Genomic DNA, 15,412 nt, shown 5'->3' on the forward strand with positions numbered 1-15,412 from the left:
ACAGCGGCATCGTCCACAACAACGTCTCGCGCCTGTCCAACCAGCGCAGCATCTATCACTACGCCACCGACGCCGGCCTTGTGACTGCCGCGGCGGCTTATCACTGGGTCAGCGAGCTGTACAACCGTTCGCCCTTCGTGGCGGCCCGGGATCGCCACACCGACGACCCGGAACTGCCGATCCAGCACGGGCATTTCTACTGGAACGACCACTACCCCGACTCGCACCTGTTCGCCGATGCCGAAAGCCTGCGCCAGCGTCATTCGCCGAACTTTCTGTTGATCCACCCGATGAACATCGACGACGCCGGGCACAAGCACGGTCTCGACACCCCGCAGTACCGCAACAGCGCCCGCTCGGCCGACATCATCCTGGCCGACTATCTGCAAGGCTGGCTCGATGCCGGTTATCAGGTGCTGGTTACCGCCGACCACGGCATGAACAACGACCGCTCCCATAACGGCCTGCTGCCCGAAGAACGCGAAGTGCCGCTGTTCGTGCTCGGCGATGCGTTCAGTTTCAACGCCAAAGCCACGCCAAAACAGACCGACATCTGCGGCACCGTCTGTGAACTGATGGGCGTGTCCCACGACAAACCCGTGTGCCGGGAGCTGCTCAAGTGACCTCCATGACGCGCGGCAAATGGCTGGCAGCCTTGTGCCTGGTACCCTTCACGCTGTTCTTCATCGTGTTCGAAATTGCCCCACTGGCGTGGGTGATGATCAATAGCCTGGAATCGGAAGAGTTCGGTTGGGGCCTGGCCAACTTCACCAGGATATTCGATTCGAAGTTCTATATGCAGGCGATCCAGTACAGCCTCGAGATCAGTTTCTGGTCCAGCGTATTCGGGATCATCATCGCCGTGCTCGGGGCCTATTCATTGCGCCGAGTCGACTCGAAACTGCGCAATTTCGTCAACGCCTTCGCCAACATGACCAGCAACTTCGCCGGCGTGCCCCTGGCTTTTGCGTTCATCATCCTGCTGGGTTTCAACGGCACCTTCACCATCATGCTCAAACAGGCCGGCATCATTCAGGACTTCAACCTGTATTCGAAAACCGGGGTGATCATTCTCTACACCTACTTCCAGATTCCCCTTGGCGTGCTGCTGCTCTACCCGGCCTTCGACGCCTTGCGCGAAGACTGGCGCGAGTCCGCCGCGCTGCTCGGCGCGAACGGCTGGCAGTTTTGGCGCCACATCGGCCTGCCGGTGCTGACCCCGGCACTGCTTGGCACCTTCGTGATCCTGTTGGCCAATGCCCTCGGCGCCTACGCCACGGTGTACGCCCTGACCACCGGCAACTTCAACGTGATGCCAATCCGCATCGCGGCGATGGTGTCCGGTGACATTTCCCTGGACCCGAACCTGGCCAGCGCCCTGGCCGTGGTGCTGGTGGCCTTGATGACCCTGGTGACCATCGTGCATCAGCTGCTGTTGAAGAGGAGCTACCATGACTCGCGCTGAATTGGGCCCCATCGGTATCTACCACCGGGTAGTGGTCTACCTGCTGTTCGCCATTCTGTTGTTGCCTCTGCTCGGCACCTTTATCTATTCGATTTCCAGCAGTTGGTCGGCCACCATCCTGCCCAGCGGTTTCAGCATCAAATGGTACGTGCATCTGTGGAGCGATCCGCGCTTCCTGCAAGCGTTCGGGCAATCGCTGCTGGTTTGCGTTGGTTCATTGATTCTTTCGGTGGTGCTGATTCTGCCGTTGCTGTTCGTGGTGCATTACCACTTCCCGAAACTCGATGCGCTGATGAATATCCTGATCCTGCTGCCCTTCGCCGTGCCGCCGGTGGTGTCGTCGGTGGGGCTGTTGCAGCTCTACGGTTCCGGGCCGTTCGCCATGGTCGGCACGCCGTGGATCCTGATCGGTTGCTACTTCACCGTGGCGCTGCCGTTCATGTATCGGGCGATCACCAACAACCTGCAGGCGATCAACCTGCGCGACCTGATGGACGCCGCCCAACTGCTCGGCGCCAGCACTTTTCAGGCGGCGCTCCTGGTGGTGCTGCCGAACCTGCGCAAGGGCCTGATGGTGGCGTTACTGCTGTCGTTCTCGTTCCTGTTCGGTGAGTTCGTGTTCGCCAACATCCTCGTCGGCACCCGTTACGAAACCTTGCAGGTCTATCTCAACAACATGCGCAACAGCAGCGGCCACTTCACCAGTGCGCTGGTGATTTCCTACTTCTTTTTCGTGCTGGTTCTGACCTGGGCGGCCAATATCTTGAACAAGGACAAAAGCGAATGAGCTATGTCAGCGTCCAACATCTGCAAAAGAATTACGCGGGCACCACAGTGTTCAGCGACATCAATTGCGAAATTCAAAAGGGCGAGTTCGTCACCTTGCTCGGCCCGTCGGGTTGCGGCAAATCCACGCTGCTGCGTTGCATCGCCGGCCTGACCTCGGTGGATGGCGGCAAGATCCTGCTCGATGGTGTCGATATCGTGCCGTTAAGCCCGCAGAAGCGCGGGATCGGCATGGTGTTCCAGAGTTATGCGCTGTTCCCCAACATGACTGTCGAGCAGAACGTCGCCTTCGGTTTGCGCATGCAGAAGGTCAACGCCGACGATAGCCAGAAGCGCGTCGCCGAAGTGCTGAGACTGGTGGAGCTAAATGATTTTGCCGCCCGCTATCCGCATCAGTTGTCCGGCGGCCAATGCCAGCGTGTCGCCCTCGCCCGCTCACTGGTGACCCGACCACGGCTGTTGTTGCTGGACGAACCGCTGTCGGCCCTCGATGCGCGTATCCGCAAGCACCTGCGCGAACAGATTCGTCAGATCCAGCGCGAACTGGGCCTGACCACGATTTTCGTCACACACGATCAGGAAGAAGCCCTGACCATGTCTGACCGGATTTTCCTGATGAATCAGGGAAAAATCGTACAAAGCGGCGACGCCGAAACCCTCTATACCGCACCGGTGGATGTGTTCGCCGCCGGTTTTATCGGCAACTACAACCTGCTGGACGCCGACAGCGCGACGAAACTGCTGCAGCGCCCGGTCAATCATCGGATTGCGATTCGTCCGGAAGCCATCGAACTGAGCCTGAACGGTGAACTCGATGCGCTGGTACGCAGCCACAGCCTGCTGGGCAACGTGATTCGCTACCGGATCGAAGCCCGGGGCGTGGAGTTGGTGGTGGATGTGCTCAACCGTTCGGCCTCCGATCTGCACCCCGATGGTCAGCGCCTGGCACTTTCCATCGATCCGACGGCCCTGTGTGAGGTAGCCTGATGCCTTTGCTTATCCTGAAGAGAGAACTGCACTGATGGCCCTGGCAATTTTTGATCTGGACGAAACCCTGATCCACGGCGACTGCGCCTCACTGTGGAGCGAGCAAATGGTCCGCCTCGGCTGGGTCGACAGCGAATCCTTCCTGCGTCGTGACAAGGAGTTGATGGATGCCTACGGCCGGGGCCACCTGGCGATGGAGGACTACATGGCTTTCAGCCTGGAACCCTTGATCGGCCGCACGCCCGAAGAAGTCGAGCATCTGGTCGGCCCCTGGGTGGAAGACTTCATCGAACCGATCATCTTCAGCGACGCCACCAAAGCCATCGCCGCCCATCGCAAGGCCGGCGACCGCATCCTGGTGATCTCGGCCTCGGGGGTACATCTGGTCAAGCCGATTGCCGAGCGCCTGGGCATCGACGAGATTCTCGGCATTGAGCTGGAAGTGGCACACGGTGCTTATACCGGCAACACCGTCGGCACCCTGACCTACCGCGAAGGCAAGATCACCCGCTTGCTGGAATGGCTGGATGCGGAAGAGGAAAACCTCGAAGGCGCGAGTTTCTATTCCGACTCGCGCAACGACCTGCCGCTATTGCTGAAGGTGGATTTCCCCCACGTGGTCAACCCGGATCCGGTGCTGCGCGAGCAGGCCGAAAAAGCCGGCTGGCCGATTCATGACTGGAAATAACAGATAACCCTGTAGGAGCGAGCTCGCTCGCGATGGTCGTGAACGATAACGCGTGCTACCTGATAACCAGCGTCGCCTTCAAGTTCATCGCGAGCAAGCTCGCTCCTACAACAGATATCAGGTGAGGCTTTCGTCAATCACCAGCACCACCTTCCCCGCCACGGTATTACTCGCCAATTCGGCAAACGCCGCCTCGGCTTCCTTGACCGGGAAGGCCCTGGCCAGTTGCGGGCTCAAGCGCCCCTCGGCAAACAACGGCCACACATGCAGGCTCAGGTCGCGGAACAGATCGGCCTTGAATTGATCATCACGGCTGCGCAACGTCGAACCCAGCAACTGCACGCGCTTGGCCAGCACCTGGGCCAGATCCAGTTTGGCCTCGCGCCCGCCCATCAAACCGATCAAAACCCAACGGCCATCCTGCGCGAGCAGCTTGAGGTTCAACGCCGCATAATTACCGCCCACCGGGTCGAGAATCACGTCGAACGGCCCCAGGTCCCGCAGGCTCTCCAGATCATCGTTACGCACCACGCCGCCCTGGGCGCCGAGCGCTTCGCAATACGCCAGTCGCTCGGTGGAGCCGACGCTGACCCAACACGGGTTACCGAAGGCCTTGCACAGCTGAATGGCCGCTGAACCAATTCCACTTGCCCCGGCGTGCAGAAGAACTTTCTGACCCGGCTTGAGCGCCGCCAGTTGAAACAGATTCAGCCAGACTGTTGCATAGACTTCGGGCAATGCCGCCGCTTCGACCAGTGACATTCCGTCGGGAACCGGCAATACATGCCGCCCGTCGACAACCACCTCTTCGGCCATCCCGCCCCCGGCCAGCAAGGCGCAAACCCGATCGCCCACCTGCCAGGAAGACCCGGCGCCGACCTCGCTGATCACGCCGGAGCACTCTAGACCGAGCACCTGGCTGGCCCCTGGCGGTGGCGGATAAAGGCCGGCCTTCTGCAACAAATCGGCGCGATTGAGGCCCGATGCCGCCACTCGAATACGAACTTGTCCTACATCGCACGCAGGACTGGGCTCATCAACCCATACCACTTGACCGTCAACGCCTTGCAATGCTTTCACAGTGCCTCCATAGTGAGTCTGGACTGAGCCCGAAGCTGTAGCGCCGGGCTTTTTGCATTATGCGACCGGCTCCCAGAGAACCGGCGACTTCAAAGACGGCCTAATATGCGTTATCAATTGTCCCCGCGTCGAATCAGCATGAAGCATCTGTTCCCCAGCACTGCCCTCGCCTTGTTCATCGGTATCGGCTTGCTGCCGATGTCGAGCAATACATTCGCAGCCAATAGCTGGGACAAGCTTCAACCCGATCGTGACGAAGTGATCGCCAGTCTGAACGTCGTGGAGTTGCTCAAGCGCCACCACTACAGCAAGCCGCCACTCGATGACGCACGCTCGGTGATCATCTACGACAGCTACCTCAAGCTGCTGGATCCGTCGCGCAGCTACTTCATGGCCAGCGACATTGCCGAATTCGACAAGTGGAAGACCCAGTTCGACGACTTCCTCAAGAGCGGCGACCTGAACGCCGGGTTCACCATCTACAAGCGCTACCTGGACCGCGTAAAGGCGCGTCTGGACTTCGCCCTTGCCGAGCTGGACAAAGGCGTCGACAAGATAGACTTCACCACCAAGGAAACCTTGCTGATCGACCGCAAGGACGCCCCTTGGCTCAAATCCACCGCAGAACTCGACGACCTGTGGCGCAAACGCGTCAAGGATGAAGTACTGCGGATGAAGATCGCCGGCAAAGAGCCCAAGCAGATCCAGGAAACCCTGACCAAGCGCTACAAGAACCAGTTGGCACGCCTGGACCAGACCCGCGCGGAAGATATCTTCCAGGCGTACATCAACACCTTCGCCATGTCCTACGACCCGCACACCAACTATCTGTCGCCGGATAACGCGGAGAACTTCGACATCAACATGAGCCTGTCCCTGGAGGGCATCGGCGCCGTGTTGCAGAGCGATAACGACCAGGTGAAAGTCGTGCGCCTGGTGCCGGCAGGTCCGGCGGACAAGACCAAGCAGGTTGCACCGGCCGACAAGATCATCGGCGTGGCCCAGGGCAACAAGGAAATGGTCGACGTGGTGGGCTGGCGTCTGGACGAAGTAGTCAAGCTGATTCGCGGTCCGAAGGGCACCGTGGTGCGCCTGGAAGTCATCCCGGCCAGCAATGCGCCGAACGACCAGACCAGCAAGATCGTGCCGATCACCCGTGAAGCGGTGAAGCTCGAAGACCAGGCCGTGAAGAAATCGGTGCTGAACCTGAAACAGGACGGCAAGGACTACAAGCTCGGCATCATCGAAATCCCGGCGTTCTATCTGGACTTCAAGGCCTTCCGTGCCGGCGACCCGGATTACAAGAGCACCACCCGCGACGTCAAGAAACTGCTGACCGAGTTGCAGAAAGACAAAGTCGACGGCGTGGTCATCGACCTGCGTAACAACGGCGGCGGTTCCTTGCAAGAGGCCACCGAGCTGACCAGCCTGTTCATCGACAAAGGCCCAACCGTGCTCGTGCGCAACGCCGATGGCCGCGTCGATGTCCTGGAAGATGAAAACCCGGGTGCGTTCTACAAAGGCCCGATGGCGTTGCTGGTCAACCGCCTGTCCGCCTCGGCTTCGGAGATTTTTGCCGGTGCCATGCAGGACTACCACCGCGCACTGATCATCGGCGGCCAGACCTTCGGCAAAGGCACCGTGCAGACCATTCAGCCGCTCAACCATGGCGAACTGAAACTGACCCTGGCCAAGTTCTACCGGGTTTCCGGGCAGAGCACCCAGCATCAGGGCGTCTTGCCGGACATCGATTACCCGTCGATCATCGACACCAAGGAAATCGGTGAAAGCGCCCTGCCGGAAGCCATGCCGTGGGACACCATCAAGGCTGCGATCAAGCCTGCCGTGGATCCGTTCAAGCCGTACATTTCGCAGCTCAAGTCTGAGCATGACGTGCGCACTGCCAAGGATGCGGAGTTCGTGTTCATCCGCGACAAGCTGGCCCTGGCGCAGAAACTGATGACCGAAAAAACCGTCAGCCTCAATGAAGCCGAGCGGCGCGCCCAGCACGCCGACATCGAAGCCAAACAGCTGACCATGGAAAACATCCGTCGCAAGGCCAAGGGCGAAGAACCGCTCAAAGAGCTGAAGAAAGAAGACGAGGACGCCATTGCGGCCGAGGATGCCAAGACCAAACCGGAAGACGATGCCTACCTGAGCGAAACCGGGCGGATTCTGCTGGATTACCTGAAACTCAATACGGCAGTGGCCAAGCACTGAGTTTTTACAAACAATGATGGCAATTTAATGCTGACGCTCCCCGGAGCGTCATTAAACAGTCATCATTCTGTCGTGAAATAAAGGACCGGGCGTGCACTTTTTACCAAGGGCACGCCCGGTCCTTTTTTTATCGCCAGAGATCGCCATGACCACAACCGAACAGCTGAGTGCATTGAGCTCGATCCTGACTCAAAGCGGTTTGCACAGCCTGTTCCAGCCGATCATCAGCCTCTCTGAACGGCGCATTCTCGGTTACGAAGCCCTCAGTCGCGGCCCCTCCAACAGCCCTCTGCACTCCCCTGTCGCCCTGTTCGCCGTCGCCCGCCAGGCCGGACGTCTGAGCGAGCTGGAAATCACCTGCCGCGAAAACGCTTGCCGACGCTTCAATGAACAACAACTGCCTGGCCTGTTGTTCCTTAACGTCTCTCCGGAATCCCTGCTCGAAGCGGCGCATCAACCGGGGCGTACCCTGCAATTGCTGCAGGACTTCGGCATTCCGCCGAGTCAGGTGGTCATCGAGCTCACGGAACAGACGCCGGCGGATGATTTCCAGTTGCTGCAAACCGCCCTGCATCACTATCGGGCGATGGGCTTTTCGATTGCGCTGGATGATCTGGGCGCGGGCTATTCGAGTTTGCGGCTGTGGTCCGAGCTACGGCCGGACTACGTGAAAATCGACCGGCATTTCATCGATGGCATTCATCAGGATGCGCTCAAGCGCGAATTCGTCGGCTCGATCCTGCAAATCGCCAAGGCCTCGCGGGCGCAAGTCATCGCCGAAGGTATCGAGCTACCCGAAGAGCTCACGGTGCTGACCGAAATGGGCGTGGACCTGGTGCAGGGCTACCTGCTCTGCCGCCCCCAGGAACACCCGCCGCGGGATGCCCGGGCATTGATGCCCCGACAGGACAGCACCGCCGTGGTCCTGAGCGAAGACGGCAGCGACCTCAGCGCCCTGCTCAACGAGCAACCCGCAATGGACCGGGACACCCCGACCGCCACGGTGCTCGAAGCCTTTCGCCGCCAGGCCAACCTGAACTCGCTGGCCGTCTTGGATGAACAGGGTCAGCCCTGCGGCATTGTCCATCGTCATTCGCTCTCCGACGTCCTGCTCAAGCCCTTTGCCACCGACCTGTTCGCCCGCAAGCCCATCAGCCGCCTGATGAGCGATGACTTCCTCGCCGTCGAGCTGAGCCAGTCGTTGCAACAAGTCAGCCGCCTGATCACCAGCCGTGCCCGCCAGCGTATCGAAGAGGATTTCATCATCACCCTCAATGGTGGCTATCTCGGGCTGGGCCGCGTAATAGACGTGCTCAAACTGATCACCGAACTGAAGATCCAACAGGCCCGCTACGCCAACCCGCTGACCTTGCTACCGGGCAACGTACCGATCCAGCAATGCCTGACGCGGCTGCTGCAACAGCAACGGGAATCGGTGATCTGCTACGTGGACATCGATAGCTTCAAACCCTTCAACGACATCTACGGCTATGGCCGCGGTGACGAAGTCCTGCTGTGCCTGGCGCAATGCCTGATCGACCGCGTCGACCCGTCCCGCGATTTTGTCGGCCACATCGGCGGTGACGATTTCCTGCTGGTGCTCGGCCCGGAAGACTGGCGAAAACGTTTGAACCAGTTGCTCGACGACTTCCAGAGCCAGTGCCGGCGCTTCTACCGCAGCGAGCACCTGGAAGCCGGCTGCTTCATCGCACCGAATCGCCAGGGCGTGCGGCAGGAGTTTGCGCTGTTGTCGCTGTCGATAGGGGTGGTGCACCTTCATCCACAGGCCTGTGCACAACTCGATGCGAGCCAGTTGGCGGAGATGGCTTCGCAGGCCAAGCACCATGCGAAGAATGTGCAGGGGTATAGCGTGCATGTGATTGACAGTCTGGCGCAGCGGATGTCGGATGGGGAGTTGTTCGTGGGGCAGCGGTGATTGAACTGAGGCTTTCGCGAGCAGGCTCGCGAAGGCACCAGACCAGCCACTAATTATCCAAAGGACCGCGAGACGCCAACTCTTTGAGCTTGATCTCGGCCAACGGATGCCCAGCCTTGGCAGCCATCCCCCAGAACCGCGCCGCTTCAGCCGGGTCCGGCGCCTTGCTCGCTGTCCCGGCCAGGCTGATCACACCCACTTGATACGCCGCCTTGCCATCGCCCGCCAATGCCGCCAGGCGCAACAAACGCACGCCCTCCTCACGAGCACCGAGGCCGACGCCGCGAAACGTCAGGATGTGCCCATAGAAGCTCTGGGCGCCGACATTGCCCAGGTTGGCCATGCGGGCGAACTGGCCTTCGAGCCAGCGCCAGCCTCGTGGCTGGCGGACAAACCATGACCAGTGAAACAATCGGCGCGCGAGCCAGTAACCGGCTCGTGCCTTGAGTTGTAAAAACACTCAGGCCTCGGCCGATTCCGGGTATTCGTACTCGAACACCCGCACCACTTCCGAAGCGTGCCAGGACGCAGCGGCAACGCCGTCCGACGGCCCGGAAAAACGCCCGAGGCGCTCGACACACTCAAAGAACCCGGTACGTGGCAAACGGCTGGCGCCCTGACTGATCACCAGTGAACTGCGCAATGGTTGCTCCGCCTTCGCGTCCAGGGCCGCCAGATGCTCAAGGGCCGCAGTCAGGGTCTGCATGGCCGGGGTCGGCAGCTGCAAACGCTCCAGCAATGCCCGATACGTCAACAGATGGCGCTGGCGACGCGCCTGATCCAGTTCGCCCAGCAATCCGTCCCAGTGTTGACGACTGATACGTACGCTCACGATTCTTCCCTCCACCCTGGCACCGTCAATTCCCAGGCCAGGCTGCGGCGAATCGCGGCGTCGGGCAGACGCTCGCCACTTTCGATCATGGCCAGGTAAGACGGGCTGATGCCTACCGTGCGGGCCAGCGCCTCGATGGCGATGCCCTTTCCTTCGCGCAAACTGCGTAGTTGATCCAGACCCGGAAGAATCGGGTCTGGTGTTGCCGCCTGAAGCTTCACGGCTTCAGGCGACGCTTGCTCTTTGATGCCTGCTGCTTTCAGTAACGCCTGATACTGAGCCCATGGCAGAACCGCATATTCGGGCTCGCCTTCGCGTGTAATTATCTGAATATCCATGACTACCCCGTAGGACAAAAACACTTAGCGAGTCGGCACTTTTCCTTAGAAGTGTAATCCTAACAGCGGCCAAGGTCGCGGGGGGCATCAATCTATGAACAGGTCGCAATCGGCTCAGTGTTTTTTCGGGCCTTGAAGTTGAAGCTGCTCGGGGGTGTCAGGCAGACGCTCAACCACCGCGAGCTTTTCCGGCGCCTGCCGTTTGCGCCAGGTGCGGAAGGCATTGAGTTCGTCGTCGAGCACTTTCATCAGCCACGCCAATACCGCAATGTCATCGAACATGCCGAATACCGGAATGAAATCCGGGATCGCATCCACCGGGCTGAGGAAGTACATCAGGCCCGCGACGACCGAAATCAGCGCCTTGGGGCTGATGGCGCGATATTCCCCGCGCCAGTAGGCCAGGCAGAGTGCCTGCAACAGCTTCAAGTCGTCCTTGAGCTTGCCCAGTCGGTTGCCCTGGCTCGCGCCTTTGCTGGCGACCGCGAACAACAGGGTCGGCAATCGACCGCGTGCCAGCAGGCGCCCGGCCAGTGGCAGGAAACGAGCGAAATTCCAGGGTGCTTTCATGATTTCTCCCGTTGAAATGTTATCCACACAAATTGTGGATAACCTTGTGAACAGAGCTGCTTTTCACCGCTGAAAGCCCCGCTTTACAAGGCTTGCGTTCAGATCGGGCGTTTTTTACTCATCAAAAAAAACCCATAATTTCATTGACTTGGCGGCGTTGTGCGTCTACCGGCAACACTACTATGCGTGAGACTCCGGTCTAGAGCGTCTGTTCGTTTTGTTTACCCCTGCCGGGCGCCAGATGCAACAACGCCCCGCATGAGCGAGGCGTTGTTATCGAAGCAGACGCTGGTTACTTGGCTTCGGCGTCTTCTTTTGCCGGGTCCTTGATGGCCAGCAGTTCCAGGTCGAATACCAGCACCGAATTGGCTGGAATCGCCGGGCTTGGGCTTTGAGCGCCGTAAGCCAGGTCAGCCGGGATGTACAGTTTGTACTTCTCGCCAACGTGCATCAGTTGCAGGCCTTCGACCCAACCCGGGATCACACCGCTGACCGGCAGATCGATCGGGCTGCCGCGCTCGACGGAGCTGTCGAATACGGTGCCGTTGGTCAATTTGCCGGTGTAGTGAACGGTCACTACGTCAGTCGGCTTTGGCTGAGGGCCATCGGCTTTCTGCACGACTTCATACTGCAGGCCCGAAGCCGTGGTGGTCACACCGGCTTTCTTGCCGTTTTCCTCGAGGAATTTCTTGCCGGCAGCGGCCGACTCTTCGCTCATCTTGGCCATGCGCTCTTCGGCACGCTTTTGCAGTGCAGCGAACGCCTCAACCAGTTCTTCGTCCTTGAGCTTCTGCTCTTTCTTGCCGACGGCGTCTTCGATGCCCTGGGCTACGGCTTTGGAATCGAGATCATCCATGCCTTCCTGAGCCAGGCTCTTGCCCATGTTCAGGCCAATTCCGTAGGAAGCTTTTTGCGCCGGGGTTTTCAGCTCTACGCTGGTCTGCGAATCACAACCCGCGAGTACCAGGCTAACCAGGGCCACCGCCGCCGCCAACCGATGCTGTTTCATGCTATTTCCTTGTTCATGCGCCTAAAGGGCAATCGAGTAAAGCCGCGAGCTTATCAGGCCGCCACGACCAATGGCTACCGGCATGAGAGCCGGAAACACTTGATAAGTTCAGGTGTTTAAACGCATTTCACAATTCGGCTGATGAAGCTTCTTTCATCTTGTTCCGACGCAGACTGATTCCAGAACCCGCAACATCTGGCGTAATGGCCTCTTGCCGCACCCTGGGTACTCAGGCATAACGGCATGACAACTTGACATGGATGTTTATCTTGCGCCTCTTCCTACGCTTGCTGGTTCTCATCGCAGTACTGTTCGGGCTGGTCATGGCCGTGGTTCTTTACTACGTCGCCAACCCGAAATTGCCGGCCTGGTCGCCTGCTCAACAGGTGCATTACCTGGAGCAATGGAGCGCCGCAGACCGCGAGACTTATTACTTCACCCCCCAGGGCACTCAGGTCAAAGGCTTGCGCTACGACTGGTTCACCGCCCTCGAACTGCCCTTCTCGCAGCAACGCTTCGCCGCCCCCGAGTACCTCGCCCGCTTCGGTTTTCTGGTGGATCCCGGCCAGAAACCGACACCGAACAACCCCGGCAACCTCCCGGCAGGCTTTACCCGGCACCAGAATGCGGGGAGCCCGGATGTGTTTCTGGATATCACCTGCGCGGCCTGCCACACCGGAGAACTGCGCTTCAAAGGACAAGCCGTGCGTATCGACGGCGGCTCGGCGCAACATGTCCTGCCGTCCAGTGTTCCTACACTCAAAGGGGGCAGTTTCGGACAAGCGCTGGTGGCCAGCCTGACCTCGACCTACTACAACCCGTGGAAATTCGAACGTTTCGCACGCACTGTGCTGGGCCAGGACTATGACGCCCGTCACCAACAGCTGCGCAAGGAATTCAAATCTTCACTGGATACGTTCCTCAAAGTGGCCTGGAACGACACCCATCGCGGGCTCTATCCGACCGAGGAAGGCCCGGGGCGCACAGACGCCTTCGGACGCATTGCCAACGCCAGCTTCGGTGATGCGATTTCCCCCGAAAACTACCGCATAGCCAATGCCCCGGTCGATTATCCGCAGTTGTGGGACATGTGGACGTTCGAATGGGTGCAGTGGAACGGCTCGGCGAAACAACCGATGGCCCGCAACATCGGCGAGGCGCTTGGCGTCGGCGCCACCCTGGACTTCTTTGACAACAATGGTCAGCCGCTGATGGGCGATGCCCGCTATCCCTCCAGTGTCCGTGTGCGCGACCTGCACCTGATCGAAAAAACCCTGCAACGACTCTCGCCTCCCGCCTGGCCGGAAGATCTGTTGGGCGCAGTCGACAAACCCCTGGCAGCAAAGGGGCGCGCCTTGTTCGCGGAAAACTGCGCGGGTTGTCATGTACCGAGCACCACCCAGGGCGAGGGACGATACGTTCAGCACCTGAAAATGCTCCCGGTGGATTACATCGGCACAGATCCCGGTGCGGCCAACAACATCGCCGACCACCGCTTCGACCTGACAGCGCTGCAATGGAATCAGGCGGAACTGGAACAACTTGATGTAGAGCCGAAACCCGACGAACCACTGGACCTGAGCAAGATGTCCGTGGCCAGGGGGCTGGCCTATGTCACGGCATTTGTCCTGGACCGCGCGTATCAGGACGCCCATGTCACCCCTGCCGAGCGTCCGGCAATGGACGGTTTCGGCCTGCCGATCGGCGTGCGCGAGTTGCGTTCGTACAAGGCCAGGCCATTGGCGGGTGTATGGGCGACGGCGCCGTTTCTGCACAACGGTTCGGTACCGAGCATTTATCAATTGCTGTCGCCTCAGGATGAGCGTGCGACCACCTTCTACAAAGGCACTTTCGAATACGACCCGGGACACCTGGGTTACCGCACCGAAGCCTTTACCAATGGTTTTCTGTTCGACACGCGAATCACTGGCAACCACAACAGTGGTCATGAATTCCGTGCCGGCAAACTCGGCAATGGCGTGATCGGCCGCTGGTTGCAGCCGGAGGAACGCTGGGCACTGCTGGAATACCTGAAAGTGCTGGGCGGCCCGCTGGAAGCGCAATTGCCATGACCACAGCCCCAGTCAAAAGGACTTTCCCATGCTGACAACTCTCTGGCTGCGCCTGGGCGCCTTCCTCGGCAAGCTGTTGCTGTGGCTGCTGGGTCTCGGAGTGCTTGGCTGGGCATTGGCCACCGCCTGGTTTGCCTGGCAGCATCGCGGGCCGGTCCCGGCGCAGGAGTTGATTGCGGACGGCGAAGCCGCGATGACCCGGGACATCATCCAGACCGCCGTACGCATCGTCGATCAGCACCGTGAAAGCACTCGCTACCTGCGCGACGCCCATGCCAAGGCCCACGGATGTGTGAAGGCCGAGGTTCAGGTGCTGCCGGAACTGCCAGGCGAACTGCGCCAGGGCGTGTTCAGCGAACCGGGTAAAACCTGGCGAGCGACGATGCGCCTGTCCAACGGCAATGCCTACCCGCAGTTCGACAGCATCCGCGACGCCAGGGGCATGGCGATCAAACTGCTCGATGTTCCGGGCAAACAACTGTTGAGCGATCGGCAGGGGCGAAGCGAACAGGACTTTGTGATGTTCAGCCATCCGAACTTCTTTGTCAGTGATGTCGCCGAATACCGTCAGAACGTCGCCGCCCAGGCTGACGGTAAAAAGATCATGGCTTTTTTCCCCGGCTGGGATCCACGCGCCTGGCAGGTTCGCCACCTGTTTATTGCCTTGGCGACATTGTCCCCCGCCCCGTCGAGCCCAACCCGGACGACGTACTTTTCGGTTTCACCCTACAAATTCGGTGAAGCCAATGCGAAGTTCCGGGTCATACCCGATCCGGATAACTGCCCGGCCTACAACCTGCCGGAACAAAATCGCAAGCTGCCGAACTTTCTGCGCAATGCGCTGAACCAACAGCTGTCCACCGACCGGGTACCCGCGTGTTTCGCTCTGCAAATCCAGCGACAGGACGCCAACAAGTACATGCCGATCGAAGACACCAGCATTGAGTGGCGAGAGAGTGATGCGCCCTTCGAGACGGTGGCGCGGATCAACGTGCCAGCACAGGACTTCGATACACCGGCGCTGAACCTGCAATGCGACAACCAGTCGTTCAATCCCTGGTTTGGCCTTGAGGCGCACCGCCCCATTGGCGGGATCAATCGCCTGCGCAAGGCGGTGTATGAAGCCGTCAGCGACTACCGGCACAGCCGTAACGCCGAACTGTAGGAGCGAGCTCGCTCGCGAAAAACCAATGGGCGCCGCTGGGCATCTGAATTTATGCGTTATCGTTAACGATCTTCGCGAGCTAGCTCGCTCCTACAAGGAGCGAGAAAAGCCAAATCCCAGACAGCAAAAAGCCCGCACTAGGCGGGCTTTCTGTGGTGATCTGGCGTTCAGTGTTCCAGATTACCGAATATGGCGCAGCGGACGGGACTCGAACCCGCGACCCCCGGCGTGACAGGCCGGTATTCTAACCGACTGAACTACCGC

Annotated in this window: 15 protein-coding genes; 9 read left to right on the forward strand and 6 right to left on the reverse strand. The window is 59.7% G+C overall.

Annotated features, from left to right (window positions below):
* From ACCD00_RS27000 to ACCD00_RS27020, 5 genes are all read left to right on the forward strand, one after another.
* Positions 1 to 623: alkaline phosphatase family protein (locus ACCD00_RS27000; protein WP_413428334.1), on the forward strand; the 623-nt coding region annotated here is incomplete at its 5' end.
* A gap of 5 nt (positions 624 to 628) precedes the next feature.
* Positions 629 to 1,465: an ABC transporter permease gene (locus ACCD00_RS27005; protein WP_413428345.1), complete on the forward strand. Its 837-nt coding sequence runs from the start codon at positions 629 to 631 to the stop codon at positions 1,463 to 1,465.
* A complete protein-coding gene (locus tag ACCD00_RS27010; RefSeq protein WP_413428335.1) occupies positions 1,452 to 2,252 on the forward strand; it encodes an ABC transporter permease in 801 nt (266 codons plus the stop codon). The genes ACCD00_RS27005 and ACCD00_RS27010 overlap by 14 nt, the downstream gene beginning before the upstream one ends.
* Positions 2,249 to 3,238: an ABC transporter ATP-binding protein gene (locus ACCD00_RS27015; protein WP_413428336.1), complete on the forward strand. Its 990-nt coding sequence runs from the start codon at positions 2,249 to 2,251 to the stop codon at positions 3,236 to 3,238. Before ACCD00_RS27010 ends, ACCD00_RS27015 begins: the two co-directional genes overlap by 4 nt.
* A gap of 34 nt (positions 3,239 to 3,272) precedes the next feature.
* Positions 3,273 to 3,926, forward strand: coding sequence for an HAD family hydrolase (locus ACCD00_RS27020; RefSeq protein ID WP_413428337.1), 654 nt, complete (start codon positions 3,273 to 3,275; stop codon positions 3,924 to 3,926).
* Between the two features lie 117 nt (positions 3,927 to 4,043).
* Here ACCD00_RS27020 and ACCD00_RS27025 read toward each other — a convergent pair whose 3' ends face one another.
* Positions 4,044 to 5,006 carry a zinc-binding dehydrogenase gene (locus tag ACCD00_RS27025; protein WP_413428338.1) on the reverse strand — a complete coding sequence of 321 codons (963 nt, stop codon included), beginning with the start codon at positions 5,004 to 5,006 and terminating at the stop codon, positions 4,044 to 4,046.
* A gap of 138 nt (positions 5,007 to 5,144) precedes the next feature.
* Here ACCD00_RS27025 and ACCD00_RS27030 point away from each other — a divergent pair, with 138 nt between their 5' ends.
* Positions 5,145 to 7,226, forward strand: a complete 2,082-nt coding sequence (locus tag ACCD00_RS27030; protein ID WP_413428346.1) for a carboxy terminal-processing peptidase — start codon at positions 5,145 to 5,147, stop codon at positions 7,224 to 7,226.
* 145 nt (positions 7,227 to 7,371) lie between these two features.
* On the forward strand, positions 7,372 to 9,162 hold the full coding sequence (locus ACCD00_RS27035) for a bifunctional diguanylate cyclase/phosphodiesterase (RefSeq protein WP_413428339.1): 1,791 nt from the start codon (positions 7,372 to 7,374) through the stop codon (positions 9,160 to 9,162).
* Positions 9,163 to 9,211: 49 nt separating this feature from the next.
* On the opposite strand, the gene ACCD00_RS27040 is transcribed toward ACCD00_RS27035, so the two are convergent.
* The 5 genes from ACCD00_RS27040 to ACCD00_RS27060 form a co-directional block, all read right to left on the reverse strand.
* Positions 9,212 to 9,622: a sel1 repeat family protein gene (locus tag ACCD00_RS27040; protein WP_413428340.1), complete on the reverse strand. Its 411-nt coding sequence runs from the start codon at positions 9,620 to 9,622 to the stop codon at positions 9,212 to 9,214.
* A complete protein-coding gene (locus ACCD00_RS27045; RefSeq protein WP_003223109.1) occupies positions 9,623 to 9,994 on the reverse strand; it encodes a hypothetical protein in 372 nt (123 codons plus the stop codon).
* Complete coding sequence (locus ACCD00_RS27050; protein ID WP_413428341.1) at positions 9,991 to 10,332, reverse strand: helix-turn-helix domain-containing protein; 342 nt, start codon at positions 10,330 to 10,332, stop codon at positions 9,991 to 9,993. The genes ACCD00_RS27045 and ACCD00_RS27050 overlap by 4 nt, the downstream gene beginning before the upstream one ends.
* 114 nt (positions 10,333 to 10,446) lie before the next feature.
* On the reverse strand, positions 10,447 to 10,902 hold the full coding sequence (locus tag ACCD00_RS27055) for a YkvA family protein (protein ID WP_085716907.1): 456 nt from the start codon (positions 10,900 to 10,902) through the stop codon (positions 10,447 to 10,449).
* A gap of 292 nt (positions 10,903 to 11,194) precedes the next feature.
* The gene (locus ACCD00_RS27060; RefSeq protein ID WP_413428342.1) at positions 11,195 to 11,911 is read right to left on the reverse strand and encodes an FKBP-type peptidyl-prolyl cis-trans isomerase; all 717 of its coding nucleotides are present in this window, start codon (positions 11,909 to 11,911) and stop codon (positions 11,195 to 11,197) included.
* 269 nt (positions 11,912 to 12,180) lie between these two features.
* On the opposite strand from ACCD00_RS27060, the gene ACCD00_RS27065 reads away from it, so the two are divergent.
* Together ACCD00_RS27065 and ACCD00_RS27070 are read left to right on the forward strand one after the other, a co-directional pair.
* Complete coding sequence (locus tag ACCD00_RS27065; RefSeq protein ID WP_413428343.1) at positions 12,181 to 13,983, forward strand: di-heme-cytochrome C peroxidase; 1,803 nt, start codon at positions 12,181 to 12,183, stop codon at positions 13,981 to 13,983.
* 28 nt (positions 13,984 to 14,011) lie between these two features.
* On the forward strand, positions 14,012 to 15,148 hold the full coding sequence (locus tag ACCD00_RS27070; protein WP_413428344.1) for a catalase family protein: 1,137 nt from the start codon (positions 14,012 to 14,014) through the stop codon (positions 15,146 to 15,148).
* The last annotated feature ends 264 nt before the right edge of the window (positions 15,149 to 15,412 follow it).

This window comes from Pseudomonas sp. Pseusp3 (assembly GCF_047304225.1).
GTDB classification, from domain to species: domain Bacteria; phylum Pseudomonadota; class Gammaproteobacteria; order Pseudomonadales; family Pseudomonadaceae; genus Aquipseudomonas; species Aquipseudomonas fluorescens_CD.